This window comes from Bacteroides cellulolyticus (genome assembly GCF_025567135.1).
GTDB lineage: Bacteria > Bacteroidota > Bacteroidia > Bacteroidales > Bacteroidaceae > Phocaeicola > Phocaeicola cellulolyticus.
Window position 1 is genome coordinate 153,966 of the sequence record NZ_JAOQJJ010000003.1, and the last position, 26,793, is coordinate 180,758.

A 26,793-nucleotide genomic window follows, 5' to 3' on the forward strand; every position below is an offset into this window, starting at 1 on the left:
TTACTTTTCTTCTAATACTTGTTCTATAAATTCAAAAGATGATAAGATATCAGCCTTTCCTAAACCTACTGCCACTGTATGTTCGAAATGAGCGGCAAAACTATTGTCTCGGGTTCTGACAGACCAATTATCTTTCTCAAGATAAATCTTCCTGTCTCCCAAAGTTATCATAGGTTCTATTGCAAGGCACATACCTTTCTTTAAGAGTGTACCACTACCACGCTTACCATAATTAGGAACAGCCGGATCTTCGTGCATATCTCTTCCAATGCCATGCCCAACAAATTCTCTAACTACGCCGTAATGATAAGATTCGCAATGATTTTGGACTGCATATCCAATGTCACCCAATCGCTTTCCATGAACTGCATTCTCAATACCTTTGTATAATGCTTCTTTTGTTACTTTTAATAATTGGCGAACTTCCGGACTTACTTCTCCGACACAAAATGTATAGGCTGAATCACCGCAAAAGCCATTTAAAAAAGTTCCGCAATCTACTGAAACGATATCGCCATCTTTCAATGGCTCATCATTCGGTATCCCATGCACGACCTGACTATTTACTGACGTACAAATTGAAGCAGGGAAAGGAGAACCATACGGATTAGGAAAACCTTTAAAAGTTGGTATCGCTCCATTATCACGTATAAACTCTTCTGCAACCTTATCAAGTTGTCTGGTAGTAACTCCAGGTTTTATTAATTTGGCTACTTCAGCCAAAGTCCTTCCAACAAGAAGGTTACTTTGACGAAGTAGCTCTATCTCATCATCAGTTTTAAGAATTATCATAGAGTAATTAGTAAGCAGCAACGTTTCCAGAACGTCCTCTAATTCTTCCTGAGCTTAACAAGCCATCGTAATGTCTCATCAACAAATGGCTTTCAACTTGCTGAAGAGTATCAAGTACAACTCCAACCAAGATCAACAAAGATGTACCTCCGAAGAATTGAGCAAATTCAGCTTGAATACCAAAATAACCAGCGAAAGCAGGAAGAACTGCAATAATGGCAAGGAAAATAGAACCCGGCAATGTGATTCTTGTCATAATTGTATCCAAGTAATCAGAAGTTTGTTTACCAGGTTTTATACCAGGAATAAAACCATTATTTCTCTTCATGTCTTCAGCCATCTGGTTAGGATTTATTGTAATTGCTGTATAGAAATAAGTAAAGACAATAATCAAAACTGCAAAGACCAAATTGTATGCAAAGCTAGTATGATCAATTAAAGATCTCATTATACCACTGGCATTTTCTGTATTAGAAAAACCGATGAATGTAATAGGAATAAACATGATTGCCTGAGCAAAGATGATAGGCATTACATTCGCAGCATTTACTTTCAATGGTATATACTGTCTAGCGCCACCATATTGTTTGTTTCCAACAATACGTTTTGCATATTGTACTGGAACTTTACGAACTCCCTGAACCAACATAATAGCAGCTGCGATAACTGCAAGCAAGGCAACAATTTCAATAATGAACATTATGACACCACCAGTTTCTGCCAATGTCAAGCGAGATACTAACTCACCTCCAAATGCTTGAGGAAGACGAGCTATAATTCCCACCATAATGATCAATGAGATACCATTACCAATACCTTTGTCTGTAATACGTTCACCTAACCAAAGAACAAACATACTACCAGCTGCCAGTATTATTGTAGATGTAATTATAAAGAAAGTCCAATCTAATGAAGCATTAAGAGCTGGTCCAGCTTGAAACTTTAAGTTGATCAAGTAAGACGGTGCCTGGAAAATAAGAATCAATAATGTCAATATACGTGTATATTGATTGATTTTTCTTCTTCCACTTTCACCTTCGCGCTGTAATTTCTGGAAATATGGAACAGCAATAGCCAACAACTGAATCACGATGGATGCTGAGATGTATGGCATAATTCCCAATGCGAATATAGATGCATTAGAAAAAGCACCACCAGAAAACATATTCAACAAAGCTAGAAGACCTTCACTTGTCTGCTCATGCAATTTTGACAACATTTCAGGGTTGATACCTGGAAGAACCACATACGAACCTAAACGGTAAATTGCGACAAACAATATGGTAATGAGGATCCGTTTTCTCAGATCCTCAATATTCCATATATTTTTTAATGTTTCAATAGATTTTCTCATTTAATCAGAGTTTTACTGCATTACCACCAACGGCTTCGATTGCAGCTACTGCACTTTTTGAGAAAGCATTTGCTTCAACATCAAGTTTAGTAGTTAAACTACCGTTACCAAGAACTTTCACTAACTGTTTTGAAGAAATATAACCAGCTTCAATCAAATCATTGATACCAACTTTTGTCAAGTTTTTAGCATCAGCCAAAGCCTGAATTGTATCAAGGTTGATTGCTTTATATTCTACTCGGTTGATATTCTTAAAACCAAATTTCGGAACACGACGCTGAAGAGGCATCTGACCACCTTCGAATCCGATCTTCTTTGAATAACCAGATCTAGACTTTGCTCCTTTATGTCCTCTTGTAGAAGTTCCACCTAAACCAGAACCTGGTCCACGACCAATTCTTTTTCTAGTCTTTACAGAGCCTTCTGCTGGAGTTAAACTATTTAAATTCATATTGTAAAATCTTTATTATTAACAATATATTACTTAACGATTTGTACAAGGTGCTTTACCTTCTCAATCATACCAAGGATTGATGGAGTTTCTTCGTGTTCAACCACACGATTCATCTTACGAAGACCAAGTGCATCCAATGTTCTTTTTTGGTCAGCAGGAGCACCAATTCTACTCTTAATTTGCTTAATCTTTATAGTTGACATGTTTTCCTCCTTATCCTCTAAATACTTTATCCAAACTTACACCTCTGTTCTGTGCAACCATTCTTGCATCTCTCATTTCGCCCAAAGCCTTGATAGTAGCTTTAACCAAATTGTGAGGGTTTGAAGAACCTTTTGACTTAGCCAAAACGTCAGTTACACCAACACTTTCAAGTACTGCACGCATTGCACCTCCAGCAACAACTCCTGTACCTGTAGAAGCAGGCTTGATGAAAACTTCAGCACCGCCAAATTTAGCAGACTGTTCGTGAGGAACAGTTCCTTTCAATACAGGAACGCGAGTAAGGTTTTTCTTAGCAGCTTCTACACCTTTAGCGATTGCTGCTGTAACTTCACCAGCTTTACCAAGTCCCCAACCGATGATACCATCTTCATTTCCTACTACAACAATAGCAGAAAAACTGAATGTTCTACCACCTTTTGTAACTTTAGTAACACGGTTGATAGCAACCAGTCTATCTTTTAACTCTATATCGTTAGTGATCTTAACTCTATTATTAACTGCCATAATTCATTAAAATTTAAGTCCACCGTTACGAGCAGCATCAGCTACTTCTTTTACTCTCCCATGATACAAGTAACCATTACGGTCGAATACGACAGTCGTAATACCAGCTTCCTGAGCTTTCTTAGCGATCAACTCACCAACTTTAGCTGCCTGTTCTTTCTTTGGACATGCTTCCATACCAAGAGATGAAGCTGCTGCAAGTGTTTTACCATTCAAGTCGTCGATTACTTGAACGTAAATCTGCTTGTTACTTCTAAATACACTCATACGCGGACGTTCAGGAGTACCTGAAATTTTATTGCGTACTCTATATTTGATCTTAATTCGTCTTTCTATTTTTGTTGTCATAATTATACGTATTTAAGTGAATTATTTAGCACCAGCTGACTTACCAGACTTTCTACGAATTTCTTCGCCAACAAACTTAATACCTTTTCCTTTGTAAGGTTCAGGCTTACGGAAAGAACGTATTTTTGAACAAACCTGACCGAGCAGCTGTTTGTCACAAGATTCCAAAATTATAAGTGGGTTCTTATTTCTTTCAGACTTAGTTTCAACTTTTACTTCAGGTGGCAACTGCAAAAATATATTGTGTGTATAACCTAATGCGAAATCGATTATATTTCCATTATTTGAAGCACGATAACCTACACCGACAAGTTCCAACTCTTTCTTGTAACCCTGAGAAACACCAACAACCATGTTGTTGATCAATGCACGATACAAACCGTGGAAAGCGTGACGCTGTTTTGGGTTATCAAGCAAAGCATTTTCATTCTCAGTCAATACAACGTGACCATCAGCTATTTCAACATTGATAGAAGGATCAACAAACTGACTCAATTCTCCTTTAGGTCCCTTAACGCTAACTACATTATCCTTAAGAGTTACTGTAACTCCTGAAGGTATAGAAATAGGCAATTTACCAATTCTTGACATAGTTTATCCTCCTAATTAATATACATAACAAAGAACTTCACCACCTATTTTCAATTCAGCAGCTTCCTTGTTTGTCATTACACCTTTGGAAGTAGATATGATTGCAATACCTAATCCATTAATTACTCTCGGCATGTCTTTGTATCCAGTGTATTTACGCATACCTGGAGTTGAAACTCTAATAAGTTTCTTAATGGCGTTAACCTTGTTAACGGCATCATACTTCAAAGCCACTTTGATAGTTCCCTGAGGACCATCTTCTACAAATTTGTAGTTCAGAATGTAACCTTTGTCAAACAAGATTTTTGTAATCTCTTTTTTCAAATTTGATGCAGGCACTTCTACTACTCTGTGCTTAGCACTAATTGCATTTCTCAATCTAGTGAGATAATCTGCTATTGGATCTGTCATAAAATAAAATTGTTAAATTAATCAGGACTACCCTGACAATATTTAATAATAAAAAATCTTACCAGCTAGCTTTCTTTACACCCGGGATCAAACCGTTAGATGCCATTTCACGGAACTGAATACGTGAAATTCCGAACTGACGCATATAACCTTTTGGACGGCCAGTAAGTTTGCAACGATTGTGCAAACGAATCGGATTTGAGTTTTTAGGAAGATCTTGCAATTTCTGTGCAGCTTCAAAAGCTTCAACAGGATCACCTGTATTAACGATTTTCTTGAGTGCAGCACGCTTCTCAGCATATTTTGCAACAAGTTTAGCTCTCTTTACTTCACGAGCTTTCATTGATTCTTTTGCCATAGCTTATCAATCTTTTTTAGCGTTTTTAAACGGTAAACCGAATTCTTTCAAAAGAGCATAACCTTCTTCATCAGTCTTAGCAGAAGTCACGAAAGTGATATTCATACCTAAGATTTTTGTGATGCTATCTATATTGATTTCAGGGAAGATAATCTGCTCCTGGATACCAAGAGTATAATTACCTCTACCATCAAACTTGCTTTCAATACCTTTGAAGTCACGGATTCGTGGCAAAGCTACACGAACAAGTTTTTCAAGGAATTCATACATTCTTTCACGACGCAAAGTTACCATAACACCGATAGGCATTTTTTTACGTAACTTAAAGTTTGCGATATCCTTACGAGATACAGTCGCAACAGCTTTCTGACCAGTAATTGCAGTCAACTCGTTTATTGCAACATCAATGATCTTCTTGTCAGCTACAGCCATTCCCAAACCTTGATTGATAACAATCTTCTTGAGAACCGGAATCTGCATTGTTGAAGAATACTGGAATTGATTCTTCAATGCTGGAGCTATACGCTCAGCATATTCTTTCTTTAGGCTTGTAGTATTACTCATTTATTAGATCTCCTCTCCTGATTTTTTTGCATAACGAACAAATGTTCTTCCGTCAGAACTTTCTCTTCTACCAATTCGTGTTGGTTTGCCTGTTTTAGGATCAACAGGGTTAAGGTTTGAGATGTGAATAGGAGCTTCCTGTTTCACAATACCTCCCTGAGGGTTCTTAGCATTAGGCTTAGTACTCTTAGATACCATATTGATACCTTCTACCAAAGCGCGTCCTTCTTTAACAAGAACTTTCAACACACGTCCAGTCTTACCTTTATCTTCACCAGAGTTAACGTAAACTGTATCGCCTTTTTTAATATGTAATTTACTCATTACTTAAATCTTTTACAAAATTAAAGTACTTCAGGTGCCAAAGAAACTACTTTCATGTTTGCATTACGCAATTCTCTTGCAACCGGACCAAAGATACGACTTCCTCTAATTTCGCCAGCGTTGTTAAGCAATACGCAAGCATTATCATCAAAACGAATATAAGAACCGTCAGCACGACGAATTTCTTTCTTAGTACGTACGATCAGGGCTTTTGATACGGCACCTTTTTTAACATCACTTGAAGGGATTACACTCTTTATTGAAACTACAATAACATCCCCAACAGAGGCATAACGTCTTTTTGTACCGCCTAAAACACGGATACAAAGAGCTTCCTTAGCACCACTGTTGTCACACACTGTAAGTCTTGATTCTGTCTGTATCATGATTACTTAGCTCTTTCAATAATTTCAACTAATCTCCATCTCTTAGTTTTGCTCAATGGACGAGTTTCCATGATACGAACTGTATCGCCTGGAAGACATTCGTTCTTCTCATCGTGAGCATGGTATTTCTTCGTTTTGCTAACGAACTTACCATAAATAGGGTGTTTCTCTTTAAACTTAGCAGCAACAGTAATGGTCTTATCCATCTTGTTGCTAATAACAACACCAGTTCTTTCTTTTCTTAAATTTCTAACTTCCATGTGGACCATTATTATTTGTTAAGTTCTCTCTGACGCAATTCTGTCTTCATTCTTGCGATAGTTTTACGCAACTGTTTAATCTGAGCAGGATTAGCCAAAGGAGAGATTGAATGATTCAAAACCATCTGTTTGTAATTAGCTTCTTCAGTCTGTATTCTTTCAGCTAATTCGCTAGTAGCTATTTCTCTTATTTCTGCTATCTTCATATCTCAATTAAGCATTTTGACTTGCGTCGTAATCACGTCTAACAATAAACTTAGTAGTAACTGGAAGTTTCTGAGCTGCAAGGCGCAGAGCTTCTTTAGCAATATCAAAAGGAACTCCTTCAACTTCAATCAGGATACGTCCTGGAGTTACCGGAGCAACAAATCCTTCTGGAGAACCTTTACCTTTACCCATACGTACATCGGCAGGTTTACGAGTAATAGGTTTATCAGGGAATATACGTATCCAAATCTGTCCCTGACGCTGCATATATCTTGTTACAGCAATACGAGCTGCTTCAATCTGACGTCCAGTGATCCATTTTGTCTGTAAAGATTTGATACCAAATGTACCAAAAGCCAACTGATGACCTCTCTGGGCATTACCTTTAGCGCTACCTTTCTGCTGTCTTCTGAATTTTGTCTTTTTCGGTTGTAACATAATTCCTAAAATTCAAATTCGTTAGCGATTGTTGTTTCTTTTCTTACGGAAATTCTTTCCACCATTGTTTGCACCGTTGCCACGGCCTGTTTCCTTAGTCTGTGTGAAGTTAGGAGCCAACTCACGTTTTCCATAAACTTCGCCACGGCATATCCATACCTTAATACCAAGAAGACCTACTTTTGTCAATGCTTCTGCATGACAATAGTCGATATCAGCACGGAATGTATGAAGTGGAGTACGTCCTTCCTTGTACATTTCTGAACGAGCCATTTCAGCACCATTCAAACGTCCGGAGATAAGGATCTTTATACCTTCAGCGCCCATACGCATTGTGTTAGCAATTGCAGTCTTGATAGCGCGTCTGTAAGCGATTTTTCCTTCAACCTGACGTGCAATGTTATTAGCAACAATCACAGCGTCTAACTCAGGTCTTTTAACTTCGAAGATATTAATCTGAATATCTTTGTCAGTGATCTTCTTCAACTCTTCCTTCAACTTATCAACTTCCTGACCACCTTTACCTATGATAATACCTGGACGAGCAGTGCATACAGTGATTGTCACCAATTTCAGAGTACGTTCAATTACAATTCTTGAAACGCTTGCTTTAGCAAGTCTGGCATTCAAGTACTTACGGATTTTGCTGTCTTCGAGCAAAGCGTCACCATATTTTTTGCCACCGTACCAATTTGAATCCCATCCTCTGATAATTCCTAAACGGTTGCTTATCGGATTAACTTTCTGTCCCATCTACTCTTAATTTTGATTATCATTAGTATTTTTAGAATCAACGAACAAAGTCACATGATTTGAGCGTTTGCGGATTCTGTATCCTCTACCCTGTGGAGCTGGTCTCATACGTTTAAGAGTTGCACCACCATCAACATAAATCTTAGTTACAAACAGTTCACCGCTTTCAGCCTTACGTTCGTTTTTCTGTTCCCAGTTAGCAATAGCAGAGCGTAACAATTTTTCCACTCTTGCAGAAGCTTCTTTAGAAGAAAACTTCAGTACACCAAGTGCTCTATTCACTTCCATTCCACGGATCATGTCAGCCACGAGACGCATTTTTCTTGGAGATGTAGGAACATTCTGCAACTTGGCAAAATACATGGTTTTAAGGGCTTCTTTTCTTTTTTCAGCCGATATTTTTTTTCTTGCTCCCATTATTATTTACTTTATTATTTTTCAAACAAGTTTCCTGTTATTTTTTCTTGTTACCGGCGTGTCCACGGAATGTACGAGTAGGAGCGAATTCTCCCAACTTGTGACCTACCATGTTTTCTGTAACATAAACAGGAATAAATTTGTTACCGTTATGAACTGCAATAGTATGCCCAACAAAATCAGGCGAAATCATTGAAGCTCTGGCCCAAGTCTTAACAACTGATTTCTTGCCGCTTTCATTCATAGCAAGCACCTTCTTTTCCAGTTTTACATTAATATATGGACCTTTTTTTAATGAACGACTCATAATTTACTCAATTAATCAGTTATTACTTTCTTCTCTCAATTATATACTTAGAAGACTGTTTCTTAGGTGCTCTAGTCTTCAAGCCCTTAGCATACAAGCCTGTACGTGATCTTGGGTGACCTCCAGACTGACGTCCTTCACCACCACCCATTGGGTGATCAACAGGGTTCATTACAACACCACGGTTGTGTGGACGACGACCTAACCAACGAGAACGTCCTGCCTTACCAGAAGATTCAAGTGCGTGGTCAGAGTTACCTACACTACCGATAGTAGCTTTACAAGCACTCAAGATTTGTCTTACTTCACCTGAAGGCAATTTAATTACACAATATTTTCCTTCACGAGAAGTCAACTGAGCAAAATTACCAGCCGATCTTACTAAAGCTGCACCTTGTCCTGGACGTAATTCAATATTGTGAATAACTGTACCTACAGGAATGTTTTCAAGCGGAAGTGCATTACCAATCTCAGGCGCTGCAGTCGCTCCAGACATCAAAGTGCTGCCAACTTGCAATCCATTAGGAGCAATAATATATCTCTTTTCTCCATCAGCGTAGAACAACAAAGCGATACGAGCCGAACGGTTTGGATCGTACTCTATTGTCTTAACTACTGCTGGAACACCGTCTTTATTTCTCTTGAAGTCGATGAAACGGAATTTTCTCTTATGACCACCGCCGATATAGCGCATTGTCATTTTACCAACGTGGTTACGACCACCAGTAGAACGCTTTCCACATACAAGAGATTTTTCTGGTACCGATGCAGTAATTTCTTCAAAAGTACCAATAATTTTGTGTCTCTGCCCCGGTGTTGTGGGCTTAAATTTACGTACTGCCATCTTATTTATTAAATATTGCTATAAAAATCAATAGTATCGCCTTCTTTCAATGTCACTATTGCTTTTTTGTAAGCATTAGTACGACCTTTAATCAGGCCAGATTTAGTATAACGGCTCTTGTTCTTACCAGCATAACGGATAGTGTTAACATTAAGAACTGTTACGTTATACAAAGCTTCGATTTCACTCTTAATCTCTAATTTGTTAGCATCAGGACGCACAATAAAACCGAAACGATTGAACTTTTCAGTTATAGCTGTCATTTTTTCTGTTACTAACGGTTTAATAATAATTCCCATTTTACTAAGCCTCCTTTAATTATTTAACTAAGGTTTCCTCGATAGCTTTCAATGCACTCTCAGTTACAACAAGAGTTTCTGCATTCAATACAGAGTAAGTATTTAACGCAGAAGCAATTGCCAAGTTTGTACGCTCTAAGTTACGAGCGGACAAATATACGTTTTTATTTGCTTCCGGCAAAACCATAAGTAGCTTTTTGCCAGCCACTTTCAGATTATTCACAACATTTATAAATTCTTTAGTCTTTGGAGCTTCAAAACTGAAATCTTCAACTACTACGATGTTGTTACTCTGAGCCTTATAAGCTAAAGCAGATTTACGTGCTAAAGCCTTAACCTTCTTATTTAATTTGAACCAATAATCACGTGGTTTAGGACCAAACACGCGAGCACCACCTACCAAAAGTGGAGAGTTGATATCACCGCGACGTGCACCGCCACCACCTTTCTGACGACCCAATTTACGAGTAGAACCGCTAATTTCGCTTCTTTCTTTTGATTTGTGAGTTCCCTGGCGCTGATTAGCCATGTACTGCTTAACATCAAGATAGATAGCGTGATCGTTTGGTGTAATACCGAAGATAGCGTCGTTAAGAGCTACTTTTCTACCAGTATCTTCACCTTTAATATTTAATACGTTAACTTCCATTATTTCTCAATTATTACGATTGAACCTTTGTAACCTGGAACTGAACCTTTGATAAGAAGAAGGTTATGTTCAGGAATTACTTTTAATACCTGCAAGTTGTGAGTAGTCACTCTATCACCACCCATTTGTCCGCCCATGCGCATTCCTTTGAATACTTTTGCTGGGTAAGAACAAGCACCGATAGAACCCGGTTTACGTGCGCGGTTATGCTGACCGTGTGTAGTCTGTCCGACACCGCCGAAACCATGACGTTTTACAACACCCTGGAAACCTTTACCCTTAGAAGTACCAATAACGTCAACATAAGCTGAATCATTGAACAATTCTACAGTAATAGTGTCTCCTAAATTCAATTCCTGTGAGAAATCTTTGAACTCGGCCAAGTGTCTCTTTGGAGTTACACCAGCTTTCTTAAAGTGTCCCATCAAAGGCTTTGTAGTATGCTTTTCTTTCTTGTCCTGAAAACCTACCTGAACAGCAGCATAACCATCTTTTTCTACACTCTTAATCTGAGTAACTACACAAGGACCAGCTTCGATAACAGTGCATGGTACATTCTTACCATCAGCACTGAATACGGATGTCATTCCGATTTTCTTTCCTAATAATCCTGGCATTTCAGTTAAATTTTAATTGATTAAACTTTAATTTCTACTTCTACTCCACTTGGTAACTCTAACTTCATCAAAGCATCTACTGTCTTAGCAGTTGAGCTATAGATGTCGATAAGTCTCTTATAAGAAGACAATTCAAACTGTTCACGTGACTTCTTGTTTACGAAAGTCGAACGGTTAACAGTAAAAATTCTTTTGTGAGTTGGCAATGGAATAGGACCGCTTACGATAGCACCTGTTGCCTTCACAGTTCTTACAATCTTTTCAGCTGACTTATCAACCAAGTTGTGATCGTAAGATTTCAGTTTAATTCTGATTTTCTGACTCATTGTTAAATTTTTAATTAATTATTATTGATAAGATGAAGCATGAGGGCTAAGAGTCATTCGCTAGCCCTCATAGGCTTCAAGATATTATTTATTAAACTAGATCAACGCGACCTTTAACTTCTTCAAGAACAGTCTTAGCGATTGAGCTTGATACCTGTGCATGGTGATCGTATGACATTGATGATGTAGCACGACCTGAAGTGATTGTACGCAAAGCAGTAACATAACCGAACATTTCAGCCAGTGGTACCATAGCTTTTACAATACGTGCTCCTGAACGGCTTGATTCCATACCTTCAACCTGACCACGACGTTTGTTCAAGTCACCGATAACATCACCCATGTTTTCTTCAGGAGTTACAACTTCAAGCTTCATGATAGGCTCCATCAAAACCGGACCTGCCTTAGCACAAGCATTCTTGTAAGCCTGGATTGCACAGATTTCGAAAGACAACTGGTCTGAGTCAACCGGGTGGAATGAACCATCCTTCAAAACAACCTTCAATGAATCGAGAGGGAAGCCGGCCAACACACCATTCTTCATTGCAGTCTGGAAACCTTTCTGTACTGAAGGGATGAATTCCTTAGGCACGTTACCACCTTTAACCTCATCGATGAACTGAAGTCCACCTTCTTTGTAATCTTCGTCAACTGGGCCGATAGTTACGATGATATCAGCAAACTTACCACGACCACCAGACTGTTTCTTATAAACTTCACGAAGCTCTACAGTCTTAGTAATAGCTTCCTTGTAGTTAACCTGAGGACGACCCTGGTTACATTCAACCTTAAATTCACGTTTCAAACGGTCGATAATGATATCCAAGTGAAGCTCACCCATACCAGAGATAACTGTCTGACCTGTCTGTTCGTCAGTTCTTACAGTAAATGTTGGGTCTTCTTCAGCAAGTTTAGCCAAACCGTTAGAAAGTTTGTCAAGGTCTTTCTGAGTCTTAGGTTCTACTGCGATACCGATAACTGGTTCAGGGAAGTCCATAGACTCAAGAACGATTGGAGCAGTTTCGTCGCACAAAGTATCACCTGTACGGATATCTTTGAAACCAACACCTGCACCTATATCACCAGCGCTGATTACTTCAACTGGGTTCTGCTTGTTTGAGTGCATCTGGAACAGACGAGATACACGTTCTTTCTTGCCTGAACGAGAGTTAAAGATATATGAACCGGCTTCAATCTTACCTGAGTAAACGCGGAAGAAAGTCAAACGACCAACGTATGGGTCAGTTGCAATCTTAAACGCCAAAGCAGAAGTCTTTTCATCTTCATCTGGTTTACGATCTTCTTCAGCACCAGTAGTTGGGTTTGTACCAACAATGTTTGGAGTATCTAGAGGAGAAGGCAAGAAAGCGCAAACATAGTCAAGAAGAGTCTGTACACCTTTATTCTTGAATGAAGAACCGCAGAACATAGGAACGATATCCATTTTCAATGTTCCGGCACGGAGAGCACGTAAGATTTCTTCTTCTGTGATAGTAGAAGGATCATCAAAATACTTCTCCATAAGCGCTTCGTCGAACTCTGCTACTTTTTCAAGCATCTTGTCTCTCCATTCCTGAGCTTCATCAACAAGGTTAGCTGGGATTTCTTCTATATCATAGTCAGCGCCCATTGTTTCATCGTGCCACAAGATAGCTTTCATCTTGATAAGATCAACTACACCTTTAAAGTTCTCTTCAGCACCAATAGGAATAACCACCGGACATGGATTAGCACCCAATACATCCTTCATCTGACGAACTACTTCGAAGAAGTCAGCACCAGAACGGTCCATTTTGTTAACATAACCGATACGTGGTACATTGTACTTATCAGCCTGACGCCATACTGTTTCTGACTGTGGCTCAACACCACCTACAGCACAATAAGCTGCAACAGCACCGTCAAGAACACGCAATGAACGTTCAACCTCAGCAGTGAAGTCAACGTGTCCCGGAGTGTCAATAAGGTTTATCTTGTATGTATTACCTGCATATTTCCAACGAGTTGTAGTTGCTGCAGAAGTAATTGTAATACCACGTTCCTGTTCCTGCTCCATCCAGTCCATTGTTGCAGCACCGTCATGAACCTCACCGATTTTGTGAGTAAGACCTGTGTAGAACAATATACGTTCAGAAGTTGTTGTTTTACCGGCATCGATGTGAGCCATGATACCGATATTACGGGTCAAGTGCAAATCTTGTTTAGCCATTTTAATTACTAGTTATTAAATTATTACTTGATTAAAATCTGAAATGCGCAAATGCACGGTTAGCTTCAGCCATACGATGCATATCTTCTTTACGCTTGAATGCACCACCCTGCTCGTTGTAAGCATCAAGGATTTCAGCAGCCAATTTATCAGCCATACACTTTCCACCACGTTTACGAGCAAACAATATCAAGTTCTTCATTGAGATTGACTCCTTACGTTCAGGACGAATTTCAGTTGGAACCTGGAAAGTTGCACCACCGATACGGCGTGATTTAACTTCAAGCTGTGGAGTCACATTATCAAGAGCCTTTTTCCATACATCTAGAGCAGAAGTTTCATCTGCAGGCAATTTAGTGCCAACTACATTAAGAGCACCATAAAAGATTTCATAAGAAGTATTCTTCTTTCCATCATACATCAGATGGTTAACGAATTTAGAAACCTTCTGATCATTAAATACTGGATCCGGAAGGATCACACGTTTTTTTGGTTTTGCTTTTCTCATTTTGTTTGACAATTTATGTTTAGTTTGGGGCTGCACCTCTGTTCGCTTCAACATCTCCTCCGAGATATTTACTCAACCTTAAAGCTTTTCCAACAAACCAAAACGAAATTAATAAAGTCTTTACTTAAAAGGATTGTACTCAGCTAATATTATTTTTTACCTTTAGCCGCTGGAGCCTGTCCTGGTTTTGGACGTTTTGCACCATATTTAGAACGTCTCTGTGTACGACCTGCTACACCTGCAGTATCCAATGTACCGCGAACGATGTGATAACGTACACCTGGAAGGTCTTTCACACGACCACCACGTACCAATACGATTGAGTGTTCCTGCAAGTTGTGTCCTTCTCCTGGGATATAAGAGTTAACTTCCTTAGAGTTTGTCAGACGCACACGAGCAACTTTACGCATTGCTGAGTTAGGTTTTTTCGGAGTTGTAGTATAAACACGAACGCAAACACCACGTCTCTGAGGACATGAATCAAGCGCTGGTGATTTACTTTTCTCAACCAAAACCGTTCTTCCTTTTCTTACTAATTGTTGAATAGTAGGCATTTTGTTTGATTTTTAAATTTATATTATTGTTTATTCAAATTCCAATCCTAAAGCGAAACTACATATTTCGGGTTGCAAAGGTACGAATAAGTTTTTAATACACAAACACTTTTAATAATAAAAAAGGCCCGATTTGCATAAATAACGGCAAATCGGACCTAATTAAACATTTTTTATTCTTTTTTAAGCTTCACCTTTAAAATCGCTCAATGGCGGAACAAAAGTTTTTCCTCCATTTTCATTATTTGCATTACGTTCTTCCGGCATTTTCACTGTACCAAAATTACGTTCATATTTAATCATATTATCCTGAAGGGCATACATGAGTCTTTTGGCATTTTCAGGAGTCATGACTATTCTTGATTGTACTCCTGCTTTTGGCAAACCAGGCAATACAGAAACAAAATCTATTATGAATTCTGAAGTTGAATGTGTTATAATAGCCAGATTGGCATAAGTACCTTTTGCTACATCTTCTTTCAGTTCTATCTGTAGCTGATTATTTTTATTTTCGTTTTCCATGATAATTTATAATTTATAGAATTAATATCAGGACAAATATATGACAAATAATATAGCCATACAAGAAAAGAATATAAAAAGTTATATGCCGACTAACAAAAAAAATCGTTACATTTGCCATATAACATAGTGCCTATGAATTATTTAAACCTTCCATATCTATACATTTTTCTGCTGTCATTGTTCTATTCAGTTACAGCATCATCTCAATCTGTAGCATTCAATCATCTCACTACCAAAGAGGGGTTATCACAACTTTCCGTAAACAGTATTTATGTAGATGAATTCGGAATCCTATGGATTGGAACAAGAGTAGGTCTAAACATATACGATGGTCAAAAAATACACACAATTAATAAAGAAAAGTCCGATCCAAACAGCCTGCCTTCAAATATTATATTACAAGTAACGGGAAGCAAAGATGGAAAGGTTTATATATTGAGCCCCGACTGTGTCAGTGAACTGAATATCATGACACAAAGATTCAAAATATTAAAAGAAGACAAAATAGGCTGTATTTACTATAGAGACAAACTTTATATTACAATAGGTAATTCAATACTAACCTATAACGACAATGGTTCATTCGAAACATTTTATACACTTCCAGACAATTCGATTAAAACTATAAACTCCCTCATCGTTGACGACGAAGGGAACATGTGGATTGGAACACCATCATATGGAGTATTCAAATACGACACACAAAATTCTACAACAAAACACGTAATAGAACACGGCAATATCACCAAAATGTATATTGACCAAGAAAAGACTTTATGGATTGGGAGCTGGGAGAACGGGCTTTATACCATAAAAAAGGATGGGGAAATAAACAACTATAAAACCAGCGATATCAAGAGGTCAATATCATCTGACTTTGTTAGAGCAATATGTCAGGATAACCAAGGGAATATCTGGATTGGGACTTCCAACGGCATAGACAAATACGACAGGACAAACAGTGAATTTATCCACTATTCTTCTGGCGAGACAGACCATGACCTAACAGATTCATCCGTATGGTGTATAGAAAAAGACGCCCAAGGTACCCTTTGGATTGGAACATATTTTGGAGGAGTCAACTATGTTAATCCCGAATACTCAATCTATAGAAGATACTATTATTCAAAAGAAGAAGGAAAAGGATTAAGTAGTCCGGTAATAGGAAGAATGACAGAAAACAAAGACGGTAAAATCTGGATTGCAACCGAAGGTGGTGGAGTAAATCTTCTTGACAGAACTAGCAGAACCATAGAATGGCCGAAAGGAATATCAGGTCCATCAAATTCACTTTCACACAATAATGTCAAATCATTATATTACGATGAAGACCAAAACACACTTTGGATAGGGACTCACACCGGAGGGCTGAACAAATACGACATCAAGACCGGACGTATAACCCTATATATGCATCACAGTGGTAACGAAACCTCTCTCCCGTCAAATATCATAAGAGACATTGAGCCTTACACCTCAGACAGTCTGATCATAGCCACTCAAAACGGAATATGTATTATGGAAAAGGAAAGTGGCAAATGCAGGCATATACTGCGCAATCTTCCTAACGGGAAATCCTTAGGAATGGTAGCCGATGTTACGCTTGATAATAATAATAACCTGTGGATTGCGGCGACAGGAGAAGGAGTATATGTCTATAACATGTCATCATCTAATGTAAAGAATTACCGTAATGATACAACACGGGAGGGAAGCATCAGCAGTAATAATATAAATAACATAATAACAGACAGCAAGAACAATATATGGATATGTACATCCGGTTGTGGTCTTGACTTGTATATACCCGAAACTGACAGCTTCAGGAATTTCGACAAACAAAACAACAATCTGGCAAATGATTGCATATACCAGGCCTGTGAATCGCCGGTAACCGGAAACTTATTGCTTATCACGACTGATGGTTTCTCAATCTTCGACAAAGAAAAAAAGATATTCTACAATTATAATTCCAAAAATGGTTTTCCTATAGATGCGGTCAATGAAAACGCATTATATATAGCCTCAGATGGTGAAGTATTCTTAGGAGGAATACGAAATATGGTATCGTTTTATGAGAAAGACCTGTTTCTTAAGCATAAGCCTTACAGCATTATACTCACCGGCCTAGTTGTTAACGGCAACTACATAAATGTAGGAGATAAAACCGGTATTCTTAAAGAATCACTGAATTATACCAGACAAATTACATTGTCGCACAAGGAAAATATATTCAGCATTGATTTTGCCGTAACCAATCATATACCGGAAAACAAAGATAAAATAATATACAAACTTGAAGGATTTTCCGAACAATGGAACGAAGTCAGAAATTCCAATGAAATAACATATACAAACCTGAGTCCTGGCTCATATACACTGATAATAAAAGCTCAGAACGAAGATACATCCATATGTAAACCTATAAGAATTGATATAAAAATCAAGACTCCATTCTATAAAACACCGATAGCATATATAATCTACACACTATCGGCTGCATTGTTATTATGGTATATCATCAGTATTTATATAACTCGTTTACGCCTGTCCGAATCATTGAAATTAGAACAAAAGCATGCCGAAAACATAAAAAAAGAAAATCAGGCACAACTTAAACTCTTCACTAACATATCGCATGAATTCCGCACACCGCTTACACTTATAATATCACAAATAGAAACTCTTATACAAAACAACAGATTTACCAATCAAACATACAACAAACTTTCAATAGCATACCACAACTGCATGCAACTGCGTGAACTAATCACCGAACTGCTCGACTACAGGAAGCATGAGATGGGACATCTAAAACTACAGGTATGCCATAACGACATCATACATTTCGTTAGAGAAAATTATATTCTGTTCAGCGATTATGCTTCCAAGAACAATATAACCATTGAGTTCAGTACAGAGTATGAAAGTCTGGACCTATGGTTCGACCCCAAACATTTTCAGAAAGTTATAAACAACCTCCTTTTCAACGCAATTAAAAGTACCGGCAATGGAGGCAAGATATCTATAGAAGTAAAGAAAGACAATAAAAACGCTATAATATCAATATCAGACAACGGTAAAGGAATACCTGCTAAAGATATTGACAAGATATTTGATATCTTTTATCAGGTAGAAGATTCTAACAGCTCAATACCTGGAACAACAGGTTCTGGTATAGGCCTGGCCTTTGTGAAGACAATAATAGACATGCACCATGGAAATATTAAAGTAAACAGTAAGGAAGGAGAAGGCTCAACTTTCAGTATTAGCCTTCCACTAGGTAAGGCACATTTTTCAAAAAGTGAAATCATTTTCTCACAACCTACCGATTACTCTCCTCCTGTATTTAACTCTCCTACCCCTATTATTCAATCAGAACAATCGGAAAGCACAACAGAGATAGCTGAAATTTCATCAAAACTACAAAGCAAGCCACAAATGTTCATCGTCGAGGACAATGAACAAATACGTGCCATGCTGAAAGAAATTCTGTCTCCGTTCTATTACATCCGTTCATTTGCCACAGCAGAAAGCGCGATATCTGAAATAGAAGTTACTATGCCGGACATTGTAATAACCGACGTAATGATGCCGGGAATGGATGGAAAAGAGCTATGCAAGAGAATCAAGTCCAATCCTGCCACAAGTCATATACCTGTAGTCCTATTAACCGCACAGAATGCGATAGACCAATACATAGAAGGTCTTAGGACTGGAGCCGACGACTATATCACAAAGCCGTTCAATACCCAATTGCTGATATCAAGATGTAACAATCTTGTCAACTCACGTATTCTTCTTCAAGAAAAATTCAGCCATAAGCCGGAAACGACAGTACAAATGCTTGCCAGCAATAAAATAGATAAAGAGATACTTGACAAAGCAATATCTATTATTGAAGCAAACATTAGCAATACTGATTTTAACATGAACACATTTGCCAGAGAAATGGGCATGGCCAGAACTAACTTATTTGCTAAAATAAAAGCTATTTCAGGACAGACGCCGAATGACTTTATAATTAGTATACGTCTAAAGAAAGGAGCCTATCTTCTACGGAATAATCCTGAGTTAAACATAACAGAGATTGCAGAAAAAATTGGTTTCAGTTCACCAAGGTATTTTTCAAAATGTTTTAAGGATATCTATAATATAAGTCCACTAACTTATAGAAAAGGAAAAAACGAAAAATGAAGTTTGATACATAAAAAAACACCTTGACGTTTTTTAAATGTCAAGGCGTTTTTAAAAGCACTTATTTATTCGATATTCAATATCGTTTTATTGCTACATTTTTTTCAATTTCACATGCACAGGCAAGCCATTACGCAACAAGCATGAAAGTTCTGTATTACCATTTTCCATAGTTTTCAAGAAAACACCTTGTACATTACCTTCAGCCTGCCAGGTTCCTTTCAGCTCGATGAAAGCAGGAGTAGGCATTTCTCTCCAGTCTTTCTTATTTAGCATCTTCGGGCGTAAATTAGGATTTGAGATAGCAAGTACCAGACTACCGTCTGATTGTTTCTCCTCTATCAACAAAAGTTCAGTAGCAGATGAAATAACCTCACCGGCATTCAACCCCTTGGCAGGAGTAAAGAACGAATAAGCCAGTACATTCTTTGGAGCATATTTAATTATATGCAGTGAATCCTGCATTTCAACAATACTGAACAACTCACCTTTTGTTTGCTTGTCTGCCACTTCCTTCATCTTATCCTCATCTGCCGCAGGCACTACAACGAAAGAATAAGATTTCTTTTCAGGTTTTACTCCATGGTTAATATAAGCCTTTGCAGCGACCTCAGTAGCCGGCTTTGCAGCAAGTCCTTGCGAAGAGGGTGTCTCCTGCTTATCATATACAACCTTAACTTCATCATGTCCGGCAGGAACAAAGAAACCTGTAGATACAGGATTGATGAGGGTCAGCGGTTCACCGGAAGGTATAGTCTTATTGCTTCCGTTCGACAAAGACTTACCATTCACCATGAGTTTGTTATATTTCTTAGTTACTATAGTCTGGAAAAGATTAGTTGCCGTTATCATATCATCCGAATAATCTCCCTTTGCAGAGATACCATTACCTACACTGAACAACATTCCGTCAATAGCAAGAACAGACTTACAGAAAGTAAGATTAGTAGGTACAAACCTTTGGCTTCCCCAATGATCACCCTGATCGAAGGCAGCCGCATACAAACCATACTCTTTCATCGATACCGCACCTGCAAAGTTAGTAGTCTTCGCCTTTTGGTCGAATCTATCCTTATCGTTCTTATAAGGCATCATCTCTGCCCAATCGGTATAATGCACAGTAGTACTTCCAGGCATCATATTCCAGTCCCATCCTGCTCCCTTATTTTCATTTTTTGAAGGATATCCTGTAGCTTCAAGTCCCCCCTCGTACAATACCTCCAACGTACCGTGTCCCTGATATCTTCCGAAACGGTTAGTCTTGTTATATACCTCGCCGGTCCACAGCATCTGTGTTGGACATCTCATCACAGCCACCCATCCCGGTTGTCTGTACACACCGGCAGCACTATAGTTATACTGATAAAAGCCATTGGCATCTTTTGCCGGGAGCTTATACTTATCTGACTTAAAGAAATAGTTATAATATGCAGCGAGTTCCTCATCTATTTCAGTTCCATAAACATCAGCACCTATTTCAATCAACTGTTCAAAAAGTTTTTGCGTAAAGGGCACTTCAATGCTGTAGAAAGGATGACGTCCTGCCATACTGCAAGCATAAATACGGTCTTTATCTCCATCCGCGCGGACAGCAGTCATATAAATGGTTTCAATTGCAAACTTCAATCTTTCGTATGATTTTCTGTCTATCTTTAACGATGTACCTTTGAAACGATAGAAATATTCCACCCATGTTCTATACGAGTACATATATCCATTATAATGTGCATTATGATGGAAACCTGTACCATCAGGCTTCAATATATCCTTGTTACCGACATTATATCTTGTACACACCCTCAAAAAGCCTGACAATAACTGCAAATCCTGTATCGCCTGCTGATCGTCCGGATTGGCAATAGCCAGATTAAATACGTATGGTACAACATTGAAAATATAGTCAGAGCTTATCCAATTAAGGATTGCCTTATCCCCCTTACGTATAATATCCACTTCAAGCAGTTTCTGTACGGCTGCTATTACTTTTGCCTTACGCACATCATCCAGAACAGGAAGTGCACTCATCAGATCTGTCGGTATTTTTCTTACATCGCTGTAATTACTATATACCAGCTTTGGCATCCTCATGAAAAAATTATGAGTAAAGAGGAAATCAAGATACAAATCCAAGTCAGCCTTACCTGATTTTCCCAATGTCAATGCTCCATACGACAATATACGGACATTCTTGGCTACGTCTCTAAGATGCTGATTTGTCACCTTATCACCCCAAAGATCGGCTCCTGTTACAGTATAGTCTCCCGTACGCTGCAGCATGAGCATCTTGAGTGCCATCTGTGCAGATTTCAGTTCATTTGTCGAAGCTTTCGGATCAGCCAATTTGTATTTTTTTCTGAATTCCTGCAACTCTTTCAGTTTTACTTCGTCTGTATTCTGTTCTACAGACTGCACATATTCTGTCACTGGTATTGCCATCACCGGCGAATAACACACAGGCATTCCTGCTCCCAGCAAGAAAGTAAAGATGATATTTCTTTTCAGTTTCATGATATAAAATTTAAAAATTATTTCAATTCCAGAAGCCATGCTGGCACATATCCTAAACGCTTTAAGAGTTGTGCTTCATAAAGCGATTCCGGTAATACAGGCACTCCATTGCTTTCGTCAAGTTTCACTTGCTCATCGACAAATTTAATTGGTTCTCCATGAAAACCAACAATTATAGGAGGTAAAATTTTCCAATATTTCCATCCATCCCGCCACCAGTCAAATTCTCCGTTCACAGGAAGATTTCCGTTTCCACCAAGCTTTGTTCTGGTAGAACACATGTTCCATATTGTTAAGTCATTGAGATGGTTAGGCACTTGATCTGCATCACCACCTTGACGCGACTGCACAAAACCACCTTTACACATATCTATCAACGTTGCCCTCGGTTGTGTGGCATGAGCTTCGAAACAAGCATCATCACCCCAATACACGTTCCATATCACTGCTCCCATGCTTGGTTTTGATACTCCGCACGCATGATACTGACCTGCCCCTTCAGTAACAGTATAAGGAGAATCAGCCAACGGACCAGTTGTCCTATCAGTTACTTTTCCTATGAACACACGGCTAGATCCTTGCGAACGTATCGCAGCATGTCCTCTATTTCCAAGAATATTTACATCATAAACAGAAACATTTGCACTTGATATTATAGAAGCTGCCTCACTTACATCCTTGAAATCTACACGGCGTATCCACGAATTTACCAGACGCATGAAGTTCACTGGCTTATAGGCTCCATCATCCTCCCAATCATCATGATGGCCGAAATCCGCCTTTGCATGACCTACAAAAGTCAGATCTTCTATACCTACATTTTCATAGTAGAAATACTTCTTCAACATCCAATTATATTTTTCTTCTACCTCATGCATGATAGGCTCCTTGAAAGTTATTTTCTTTCCATCTTTAGCAACAATCTGATGATAATCCTCAATCTGAACGCCAGTTTCTGCAATATTTGTCATCGTACTTTCCCACTTATATGGCAAAAGTTCCTTCGTTACCAATTCATGATTATTGTCATGTAAATACAGACAGACATATTCACCTACTGAGAATATATCAGGAGTAGCTACTTCAATAGTATAAGTACCCTTTTTAGCATCAGCTGTCACATCAGAGACCTTGGTCAATTCATTATCTCCAGCCAACCATGCATTTCTCTTGATAGAAATCATTACAGGTGACGAATACATAGCATCATTGTTTGGCAAGTTTGGTGTATCCATTATAAGTCGTGTTTTATCCCTACCTGCACCTTTAATGATAACATTACCTCCGAATATATCAATACTGTGACTTGTATTATTCCCTAATTCATCTTCATCACCATTTGTTTTTGAATCGTCCTTTGTATTGTCACTATTATTATGCAACACATAATCGCCTTCAGGAAAATATATCAGAACTTTAGCGTTAGAATTTCCGCTTGATTTGTCCAAATTATATTTAGCCAATATCTCATTCAAAGCATCTCTTGCATAATTAGAACCTGATTTCATATAGTTCTTAATATTCTCCTCGTAAAATCCCCAGGATCTACCATCAGGTGCCGTCTCCTCTCCATGCTTGTATCCGGCATACGAGAAATCAAGAAGAATATTATCCTCAGCATCAGCATTAAATTTGTTCCATGCTTCAGTCGTTTTCATATCCCTTACGGTGACCGTAAATGATTTTCCTCCCGTTTTAAGTGCTAAAGTCATAGAAGTTGAGTCATAAGACATGGTAGCAGAATTAAACAGTGAATACGAACCTCTTTCGGCATTCTCTATCTTGCCAACCATCTTGTCACTTAGTCTTGCCCACGTTTTTCCATCTAATGTATATTCCCAGTAACCTGTCTTATTCAGTCTCAATGTAGGAACAGCTCCATCTTTTACAGAAATGGGATTACCATTTATATCTTTCAATGACAAAATTTCTCCATAATAGTCATAAACCCAATTACCAATCTCATCCACTCCTAGTAAAGGTATGGTCTTCATCTTCTCATAGTTTGCAGTGGCATACACTATAGTAAGCTGTTGGTTTGAGAATTGTAGCGAGCGATTACCTTTATCGTCCACCCACGTAGATGTCACTTCCAATTCTCCCTTAACCAATTGACTTATTATAGAAGCATCAGTATTCATATAATCCACCTTATCCTGATACAGTGTCTGCACATTGTCTTCAGGACCTTCACCGTCATTAACAACATCGTCTTTGCACCCCATGGCAATAACCAGAAGAGCAAAGACAAATGCTGTACGACTGATAAGAATCGAAAAGTTCTTATTCATAATCGTATATATTATCCTATTATTTAAGTGAGTTCAGCCAAGTAGGAACAGAACCGAGTCTTTTATACAACTGTGCTTCATATAAAGATTCAGGTGTTACGACAGTTCCTAAGCCTTCACAGTAAGTCATCTGTGTATCCGGATCTGCAAAAGTCACACTTTGTCCATGTACACCTACCACAATAGGTGGATAAATTTTCCACCAAATATCACCATTAGACCACCAATTAAAATCTGTAGCAAAATTTTGCCCTTTTTCATCCGTTGTTCCTGTAACATTCAGGTTCCATAAAGTCAAGCCGGCCAAATGATTAGGATTTTCGGTTTCAGCACCACCCGCATGATATTTAACAAGACCTCCACTACAATTATCAAATAATGTTGCGCGTGGTTGTGATGCATGCGATTCAAAGCAAGCATCTATACCCCATGTAGAATTCCATATCACTGTTCCTACACTAGGTTTGGAAACTCCACATCCGTGCCATTGTCCGTTTCCACGATCGTCAGAACTACTATCCATAACTTTGCCGATAAAAACACGACTTGATCCTTGCGCTCTTACAGCAGAATGCCCTCTATTACCTGTTATTTGAACATTATAAGCTGAACAGTTAGCCGATTCTTCAAAAGTAACAGCCTCACTCACACTCACGAAATTAACATTCCTAACCCAAGAATTAACTACTCTATTCAACTGTAAAGGTCTGTAACCTTCATCATACACCCACTCTTTCGGTCTATTCTCCCCGCTTGGTCCGTGATGATAATATGGAGTTATACAATTTCCTTCAAAAGTCAAATCTTCAATTCCGACATTCTCAAAATACTTGTATTCTCTTATTTGCCATCCTCCACAATCATTATAAGCGATATTAATATCATGCATTATTGGTTCCTCAAAAGTAACAGTACCATTTCCGACGGATTTTACCTGATGGAATTCCATTATACGTACTCCATTTGTGTCTTCATTACCAGAAGTCACCACAGCAGGCTGGGTATTTATTGACCAAGCATTGCCTGGAGTGATACCGCCCAATTCTGATGTTATCAGTTCACGATTTCCACTTCTCAATCTCAATTGTACCCATTTACCTGATGTAATTCCAGCAGTATTATCTACCTTTACCGTAAATTCACCCTTCGTTGCATTAGCATTAACTGTAGCCAAAAGAGGAGAATTGTTTACATTTGTAGGACTATTTGTATGCTTTATATTAAGCAAGGGGGCTTTCAAATTATCATTCAAACCTGTCATTTTGATTTTTGTAAGCGCTGTACCTGCGCCTTTGATTACAAAATTTCCGCCATAAATTTCCGGGAATGCAGTATCTTCCGAACCATCTTGCAGCACATATTCACCTTCAGGAAAGTAAACAACTAGTTTTGCATTGGAATTCGAATTACTATTATCCTCCTTACCTGGACATTTACGAACCAATTTGTAATCGTACAAAAGACTATTTAACGCAACTCTATCGCTTTCTATACCATTCTGCTCCTTATACTCTTTAATATTTACTGTAGTATAACCTGTCAAATTATTTACATCCGGTGGTGCTACACTACCATGCATATATCCAGCATATGAAAAGTCAAGGAGTACATTATCAGCAGATTTATTGACGAATTTATTCCATGCCTCGGCAGCTCCATCATACAATCCTGTTGTAAGGAGTTTTACAGGCATAGTAACCAGTCTGCAATATCCTTCTTTTGAGAATATCTTTATAATTATGTTCTCAGTATATGCCTCGTTTCTGTTATTAGTCGAAGGAGCCTGTATGGTTAGCAATTTTTCATCAATCTTGATTTTCCAACCGATAGTTTCAATAACGATATTTTCAACTCCTTCCTGTTCTATATCAAATATTTTTGTTTCATTTAAATGAAATTCTTGCGGATCACCCTCAATATTACGCTCAATAGTCAATGCCAATCCTCCATATAAAGGAATATTGCATTCCATTGTCTCGCCGTTATTTTTCCACTTCAATGTAAGTGTTTCTGAACCGTTTACGACAACCTCATCAAACAAAGAATAGCTAAAATCTACAAGAGAAGGATCTGCCATACCAATACCACCAGTCCATTCACCATCACCGAATCGATATTCCCACATTCCTTCTGAATTGATTCTGAACTCAGGAGTCATTCCGTTTTCAGGCTTAGAGCTTATCTGGTTCCCTTCACTATCAACCAATGGTTTGGTTTCCTCACCATTCATGGTATAATACCAGAATCCGTCTTCACCTATTGATACTACAGGAAGCGGTTCTGATGGCTTGCCACTATAAATTGTCATTCTTTCCCCATTACTCAATTCAAGAACGTAATCACCGGTTTCTTCATTCACGCTGTAACCCAAAATTAGGATTTGTCCATTCAACAGATCCTGATAATTGGCTACGTAAGCATTCAGTTTATCCAGTTCCGGCTGCAATTTATCCAGACGAGATATCAGGTCGTTGATATCATTGCGGATGTCTTCCCTGTCGTCACAAGAATAAAATGCGACGACAGAAAATATACTTAATATGTAAATAAATAATTTCTTCATGGTTCAATCT

At 38.3% G+C, this 26,793-nt stretch carries 31 protein-coding genes; 1 reads left to right on the forward strand and 30 read right to left on the reverse strand.

Translation table 11 applies throughout. The annotated features are described in order from the left end of the window. From map to OCV82_RS05410, 27 genes are all read right to left on the reverse strand, one after another. A complete protein-coding gene (gene map / locus OCV82_RS05280) occupies nt 1-792 on the reverse strand; it encodes a type I methionyl aminopeptidase (protein ID WP_154043477.1) in 792 nt (263 codons plus the stop codon). A gap of 7 nt (nt 793-799) precedes the next feature. Continuing rightward, nucleotides 800-2,146: a preprotein translocase subunit SecY gene (gene secY / locus OCV82_RS05285; protein WP_154043478.1), complete on the reverse strand. Its 1,347-nt coding sequence runs from the start codon at nt 2,144-2,146 to the stop codon at nt 800-802. A gap of 4 nt (nt 2,147-2,150) precedes the next feature. After that, entirely contained in the window at nt 2,151-2,597 is a 447-nt protein-coding gene (gene rplO / locus OCV82_RS05290; protein WP_154043479.1) for a 50S ribosomal protein L15, read from the reverse strand. Between the two features lie 29 nt (nt 2,598-2,626). After that, nucleotides 2,627-2,803 (reverse strand): 50S ribosomal protein L30, encoded by a 177-nt coding sequence (gene rpmD, locus OCV82_RS05295; protein WP_154043480.1) that lies wholly within the window; start codon nt 2,801-2,803, stop codon nt 2,627-2,629. A gap of 10 nt (nt 2,804-2,813) precedes the next feature. After that, nucleotides 2,814-3,329 (reverse strand): 30S ribosomal protein S5, encoded by a 516-nt coding sequence (rpsE, locus tag OCV82_RS05300; protein ID WP_204390357.1) that lies wholly within the window; start codon nt 3,327-3,329, stop codon nt 2,814-2,816. A gap of 6 nt (nt 3,330-3,335) precedes the next feature. After that, nucleotides 3,336-3,677 carry a 50S ribosomal protein L18 gene (gene rplR, locus OCV82_RS05305; RefSeq protein WP_154043482.1) on the reverse strand — a complete coding sequence of 114 codons (342 nt, stop codon included), beginning with the start codon at nt 3,675-3,677 and terminating at the stop codon, nt 3,336-3,338. Nucleotides 3,678-3,698: 21 nt separating this feature from the next. After that, entirely contained in the window at nt 3,699-4,268 is a 570-nt protein-coding gene (gene rplF / locus OCV82_RS05310) for a 50S ribosomal protein L6 (RefSeq protein ID WP_154043483.1), read from the reverse strand. A gap of 15 nt (nt 4,269-4,283) precedes the next feature. Next, the gene (gene rpsH / locus OCV82_RS05315; RefSeq protein ID WP_154043484.1) at nt 4,284-4,679 is read right to left on the reverse strand and encodes a 30S ribosomal protein S8; all 396 of its coding nucleotides are present in this window, start codon (nt 4,677-4,679) and stop codon (nt 4,284-4,286) included. Between the two features lie 58 nt (nt 4,680-4,737). Continuing rightward, the gene (gene rpsN, locus OCV82_RS05320; RefSeq protein WP_154043485.1) at nt 4,738-5,037 is read right to left on the reverse strand and encodes a 30S ribosomal protein S14; all 300 of its coding nucleotides are present in this window, start codon (nt 5,035-5,037) and stop codon (nt 4,738-4,740) included. 6 nt (nt 5,038-5,043) lie between these two features. Then, nucleotides 5,044-5,601: a 50S ribosomal protein L5 gene (gene rplE / locus OCV82_RS05325; RefSeq protein WP_154043486.1), complete on the reverse strand. Its 558-nt coding sequence runs from the start codon at nt 5,599-5,601 to the stop codon at nt 5,044-5,046. Nucleotides 5,602-5,604: 3 nt separating this feature from the next. Next, complete coding sequence (gene rplX, locus OCV82_RS05330) at nt 5,605-5,925, reverse strand: 50S ribosomal protein L24 (protein ID WP_154043487.1); 321 nt, start codon at nt 5,923-5,925, stop codon at nt 5,605-5,607. A gap of 20 nt (nt 5,926-5,945) precedes the next feature. Further along, a complete protein-coding gene (gene rplN / locus OCV82_RS05335; RefSeq protein ID WP_154043488.1) occupies nt 5,946-6,311 on the reverse strand; it encodes a 50S ribosomal protein L14 in 366 nt (121 codons plus the stop codon). Between the two features lie 2 nt (nt 6,312-6,313). After that, nucleotides 6,314-6,571 (reverse strand): 30S ribosomal protein S17, encoded by a 258-nt coding sequence (rpsQ, locus tag OCV82_RS05340; protein WP_154043489.1) that lies wholly within the window; start codon nt 6,569-6,571, stop codon nt 6,314-6,316. An 11-nt stretch (nt 6,572-6,582) separates the two neighbouring features. Then, entirely contained in the window at nt 6,583-6,777 is a 195-nt protein-coding gene (gene rpmC, locus OCV82_RS05345; protein ID WP_154043490.1) for a 50S ribosomal protein L29, read from the reverse strand. 7 nt (nt 6,778-6,784) lie between these two features. Then, nucleotides 6,785-7,216, reverse strand: a complete 432-nt coding sequence (gene rplP, locus OCV82_RS05350) for a 50S ribosomal protein L16 (protein WP_154043491.1) — start codon at nt 7,214-7,216, stop codon at nt 6,785-6,787. Between the two features lie 21 nt (nt 7,217-7,237). Continuing rightward, nucleotides 7,238-7,969: a 30S ribosomal protein S3 gene (gene rpsC / locus OCV82_RS05355; protein ID WP_154043492.1), complete on the reverse strand. Its 732-nt coding sequence runs from the start codon at nt 7,967-7,969 to the stop codon at nt 7,238-7,240. Between the two features lie 6 nt (nt 7,970-7,975). Continuing rightward, nucleotides 7,976-8,386 carry a 50S ribosomal protein L22 gene (gene rplV, locus OCV82_RS05360; RefSeq protein ID WP_154043493.1) on the reverse strand — a complete coding sequence of 137 codons (411 nt, stop codon included), beginning with the start codon at nt 8,384-8,386 and terminating at the stop codon, nt 7,976-7,978. Between the two features lie 37 nt (nt 8,387-8,423). Next, nucleotides 8,424-8,693 (reverse strand): 30S ribosomal protein S19, encoded by a 270-nt coding sequence (gene rpsS / locus OCV82_RS05365; protein WP_013618002.1) that lies wholly within the window; start codon nt 8,691-8,693, stop codon nt 8,424-8,426. Nucleotides 8,694-8,715: 22 nt separating this feature from the next. Then, nucleotides 8,716-9,537: a 50S ribosomal protein L2 gene (gene rplB, locus OCV82_RS05370; RefSeq protein WP_154043494.1), complete on the reverse strand. Its 822-nt coding sequence runs from the start codon at nt 9,535-9,537 to the stop codon at nt 8,716-8,718. Between the two features lie 8 nt (nt 9,538-9,545). Continuing rightward, a complete protein-coding gene (gene rplW / locus OCV82_RS05375) occupies nt 9,546-9,836 on the reverse strand; it encodes a 50S ribosomal protein L23 (protein WP_154043495.1) in 291 nt (96 codons plus the stop codon). A 19-nt stretch (nt 9,837-9,855) separates the two neighbouring features. Then, nucleotides 9,856-10,485 carry a 50S ribosomal protein L4 gene (gene rplD, locus OCV82_RS05380; protein ID WP_154043496.1) on the reverse strand — a complete coding sequence of 210 codons (630 nt, stop codon included), beginning with the start codon at nt 10,483-10,485 and terminating at the stop codon, nt 9,856-9,858. Beyond that, the gene (rplC, locus tag OCV82_RS05385) at nt 10,485-11,102 is read right to left on the reverse strand and encodes a 50S ribosomal protein L3 (RefSeq protein WP_154043497.1); all 618 of its coding nucleotides are present in this window, start codon (nt 11,100-11,102) and stop codon (nt 10,485-10,487) included. The genes rplD and rplC overlap by 1 nt, the downstream gene beginning before the upstream one ends. 20 nt (nt 11,103-11,122) lie before the next feature. Next, nucleotides 11,123-11,428: a 30S ribosomal protein S10 gene (gene rpsJ, locus OCV82_RS05390; RefSeq protein ID WP_002558075.1), complete on the reverse strand. Its 306-nt coding sequence runs from the start codon at nt 11,426-11,428 to the stop codon at nt 11,123-11,125. Between the two features lie 91 nt (nt 11,429-11,519). Then, nucleotides 11,520-13,637, reverse strand: a complete 2,118-nt coding sequence (gene fusA / locus OCV82_RS05395) for an elongation factor G (protein ID WP_154043498.1) — start codon at nt 13,635-13,637, stop codon at nt 11,520-11,522. A gap of 31 nt (nt 13,638-13,668) precedes the next feature. Further along, a complete protein-coding gene (gene rpsG, locus OCV82_RS05400) occupies nt 13,669-14,145 on the reverse strand; it encodes a 30S ribosomal protein S7 (protein ID WP_154043499.1) in 477 nt (158 codons plus the stop codon). A gap of 149 nt (nt 14,146-14,294) precedes the next feature. Beyond that, nucleotides 14,295-14,699 (reverse strand): 30S ribosomal protein S12, encoded by a 405-nt coding sequence (rpsL, locus tag OCV82_RS05405; protein ID WP_154043500.1) that lies wholly within the window; start codon nt 14,697-14,699, stop codon nt 14,295-14,297. Between the two features lie 183 nt (nt 14,700-14,882). Continuing rightward, a complete protein-coding gene (locus OCV82_RS05410) occupies nt 14,883-15,221 on the reverse strand; it encodes a DUF3467 domain-containing protein (protein WP_154043501.1) in 339 nt (112 codons plus the stop codon). Between the two features lie 135 nt (nt 15,222-15,356). On the opposite strand from OCV82_RS05410, the gene OCV82_RS05415 reads away from it, so the two are divergent. Beyond that, nucleotides 15,357-19,421 carry a hybrid sensor histidine kinase/response regulator transcription factor gene (locus tag OCV82_RS05415; protein WP_154043502.1) on the forward strand — a complete coding sequence of 1,355 codons (4,065 nt, stop codon included), beginning with the start codon at nt 15,357-15,359 and terminating at the stop codon, nt 19,419-19,421. Between the two features lie 93 nt (nt 19,422-19,514). Here OCV82_RS05415 and OCV82_RS05420 read toward each other — a convergent pair whose 3' ends face one another. Genes OCV82_RS05420 through OCV82_RS05430 form a run of 3 tightly spaced genes read right to left on the reverse strand, consistent with a single transcriptional unit; the run spans nt 19,515 to nt 26,783 of the window. Beyond that, the gene (locus tag OCV82_RS05420; protein WP_262543049.1) at nt 19,515-21,929 is read right to left on the reverse strand and encodes a polysaccharide lyase family 8 super-sandwich domain-containing protein; all 2,415 of its coding nucleotides are present in this window, start codon (nt 21,927-21,929) and stop codon (nt 19,515-19,517) included. Nucleotides 21,930-21,946: 17 nt separating this feature from the next. Next, entirely contained in the window at nt 21,947-24,220 is a 2,274-nt protein-coding gene (locus OCV82_RS05425) for a DUF4955 domain-containing protein (RefSeq protein ID WP_154043503.1), read from the reverse strand. 19 nt (nt 24,221-24,239) lie between these two features. Next, complete coding sequence (locus OCV82_RS05430) at nt 24,240-26,783, reverse strand: DUF4955 domain-containing protein (RefSeq protein ID WP_154043504.1); 2,544 nt, start codon at nt 26,781-26,783, stop codon at nt 24,240-24,242. Nucleotides 26,784-26,793: the final 10 nt, after the last annotated feature.

What these genes read in the sequence shown, in the direction of transcription:
- rpsL (WP_154043500.1), bottom strand. Translation starts at nt 14,699, where the DNA reads ATGCCTACTATTCAACAATTAGTAAGAAAAGGAAGAACGGTTTTGGTT.
- OCV82_RS05430 (WP_154043504.1), bottom strand. Translation starts at nt 26,783, where the DNA reads ATGAAGAAATTATTTATTTACATATTAAGTATATTTTCTGTCGTCGCA.
- rplF (WP_154043483.1), bottom strand. Translation starts at nt 4,268, where the DNA reads ATGTCAAGAATTGGTAAATTGCCTATTTCTATACCTTCAGGAGTTACA.
- rpsE (WP_204390357.1), bottom strand. Translation starts at nt 3,329, where the DNA reads ATGGCAGTTAATAATAGAGTTAAGATCACTAACGATATAGAGTTAAAA.
- OCV82_RS05415 (WP_154043502.1), top strand. Translation starts at nt 15,357, where the DNA reads ATGAATTATTTAAACCTTCCATATCTATACATTTTTCTGCTGTCATTG.
- rplE (WP_154043486.1), bottom strand. Translation starts at nt 5,601, where the DNA reads ATGAGTAATACTACAAGCCTAAAGAAAGAATATGCTGAGCGTATAGCT.
- rpsG (WP_154043499.1), bottom strand. Translation starts at nt 14,145, where the DNA reads ATGAGAAAAGCAAAACCAAAAAAACGTGTGATCCTTCCGGATCCAGTA.
- rpsS (WP_013618002.1), bottom strand. Translation starts at nt 8,693, where the DNA reads ATGAGTCGTTCATTAAAAAAAGGTCCATATATTAATGTAAAACTGGAA.
- rplX (WP_154043487.1), bottom strand. Translation starts at nt 5,925, where the DNA reads ATGAGTAAATTACATATTAAAAAAGGCGATACAGTTTACGTTAACTCT.
- rpsQ (WP_154043489.1), bottom strand. Translation starts at nt 6,571, where the DNA reads ATGGAAGTTAGAAATTTAAGAAAAGAAAGAACTGGTGTTGTTATTAGC.
- OCV82_RS05420 (WP_262543049.1), bottom strand. Translation starts at nt 21,929, where the DNA reads ATGAAACTGAAAAGAAATATCATCTTTACTTTCTTGCTGGGAGCAGGA.
- rplN (WP_154043488.1), bottom strand. Translation starts at nt 6,311, where the DNA reads ATGATACAGACAGAATCAAGACTTACAGTGTGTGACAACAGTGGTGCT.
- rplD (WP_154043496.1), bottom strand. Translation starts at nt 10,485, where the DNA reads ATGGAAGTTAACGTATTAAATATTAAAGGTGAAGATACTGGTAGAAAA.
- map (WP_154043477.1), bottom strand. Translation starts at nt 792, where the DNA reads ATGATAATTCTTAAAACTGATGATGAGATAGAGCTACTTCGTCAAAGT.
- rplB (WP_154043494.1), bottom strand. Translation starts at nt 9,537, where the DNA reads ATGGCAGTACGTAAATTTAAGCCCACAACACCGGGGCAGAGACACAAA.
- rplV (WP_154043493.1), bottom strand. Translation starts at nt 8,386, where the DNA reads ATGGGAGCAAGAAAAAAAATATCGGCTGAAAAAAGAAAAGAAGCCCTT.
- rpmC (WP_154043490.1), bottom strand. Translation starts at nt 6,777, where the DNA reads ATGAAGATAGCAGAAATAAGAGAAATAGCTACTAGCGAATTAGCTGAA.
- rplO (WP_154043479.1), bottom strand. Translation starts at nt 2,597, where the DNA reads ATGAATTTAAATAGTTTAACTCCAGCAGAAGGCTCTGTAAAGACTAGA.
- OCV82_RS05410 (WP_154043501.1), bottom strand. Translation starts at nt 15,221, where the DNA reads ATGGAAAACGAAAATAAAAATAATCAGCTACAGATAGAACTGAAAGAA.
- rplC (WP_154043497.1), bottom strand. Translation starts at nt 11,102, where the DNA reads ATGCCAGGATTATTAGGAAAGAAAATCGGAATGACATCCGTATTCAGT.
- rplR (WP_154043482.1), bottom strand. Translation starts at nt 3,677, where the DNA reads ATGACAACAAAAATAGAAAGACGAATTAAGATCAAATATAGAGTACGC.
- rpsN (WP_154043485.1), bottom strand. Translation starts at nt 5,037, where the DNA reads ATGGCAAAAGAATCAATGAAAGCTCGTGAAGTAAAGAGAGCTAAACTT.
- fusA (WP_154043498.1), bottom strand. Translation starts at nt 13,637, where the DNA reads ATGGCTAAACAAGATTTGCACTTGACCCGTAATATCGGTATCATGGCT.
- rpsH (WP_154043484.1), bottom strand. Translation starts at nt 4,679, where the DNA reads ATGACAGATCCAATAGCAGATTATCTCACTAGATTGAGAAATGCAATT.
- rpsJ (WP_002558075.1), bottom strand. Translation starts at nt 11,428, where the DNA reads ATGAGTCAGAAAATCAGAATTAAACTGAAATCTTACGATCACAACTTG.
- secY (WP_154043478.1), bottom strand. Translation starts at nt 2,146, where the DNA reads ATGAGAAAATCTATTGAAACATTAAAAAATATATGGAATATTGAGGAT.
- rplW (WP_154043495.1), bottom strand. Translation starts at nt 9,836, where the DNA reads ATGGGAATTATTATTAAACCGTTAGTAACAGAAAAAATGACAGCTATA.
- rplP (WP_154043491.1), bottom strand. Translation starts at nt 7,216, where the DNA reads ATGTTACAACCGAAAAAGACAAAATTCAGAAGACAGCAGAAAGGTAGC.
- rpsC (WP_154043492.1), bottom strand. Translation starts at nt 7,969, where the DNA reads ATGGGACAGAAAGTTAATCCGATAAGCAACCGTTTAGGAATTATCAGA.
- OCV82_RS05425 (WP_154043503.1), bottom strand. Translation starts at nt 24,220, where the DNA reads ATGAATAAGAACTTTTCGATTCTTATCAGTCGTACAGCATTTGTCTTT.
- rpmD (WP_154043480.1), bottom strand. Translation starts at nt 2,803, where the DNA reads ATGTCAACTATAAAGATTAAGCAAATTAAGAGTAGAATTGGTGCTCCT.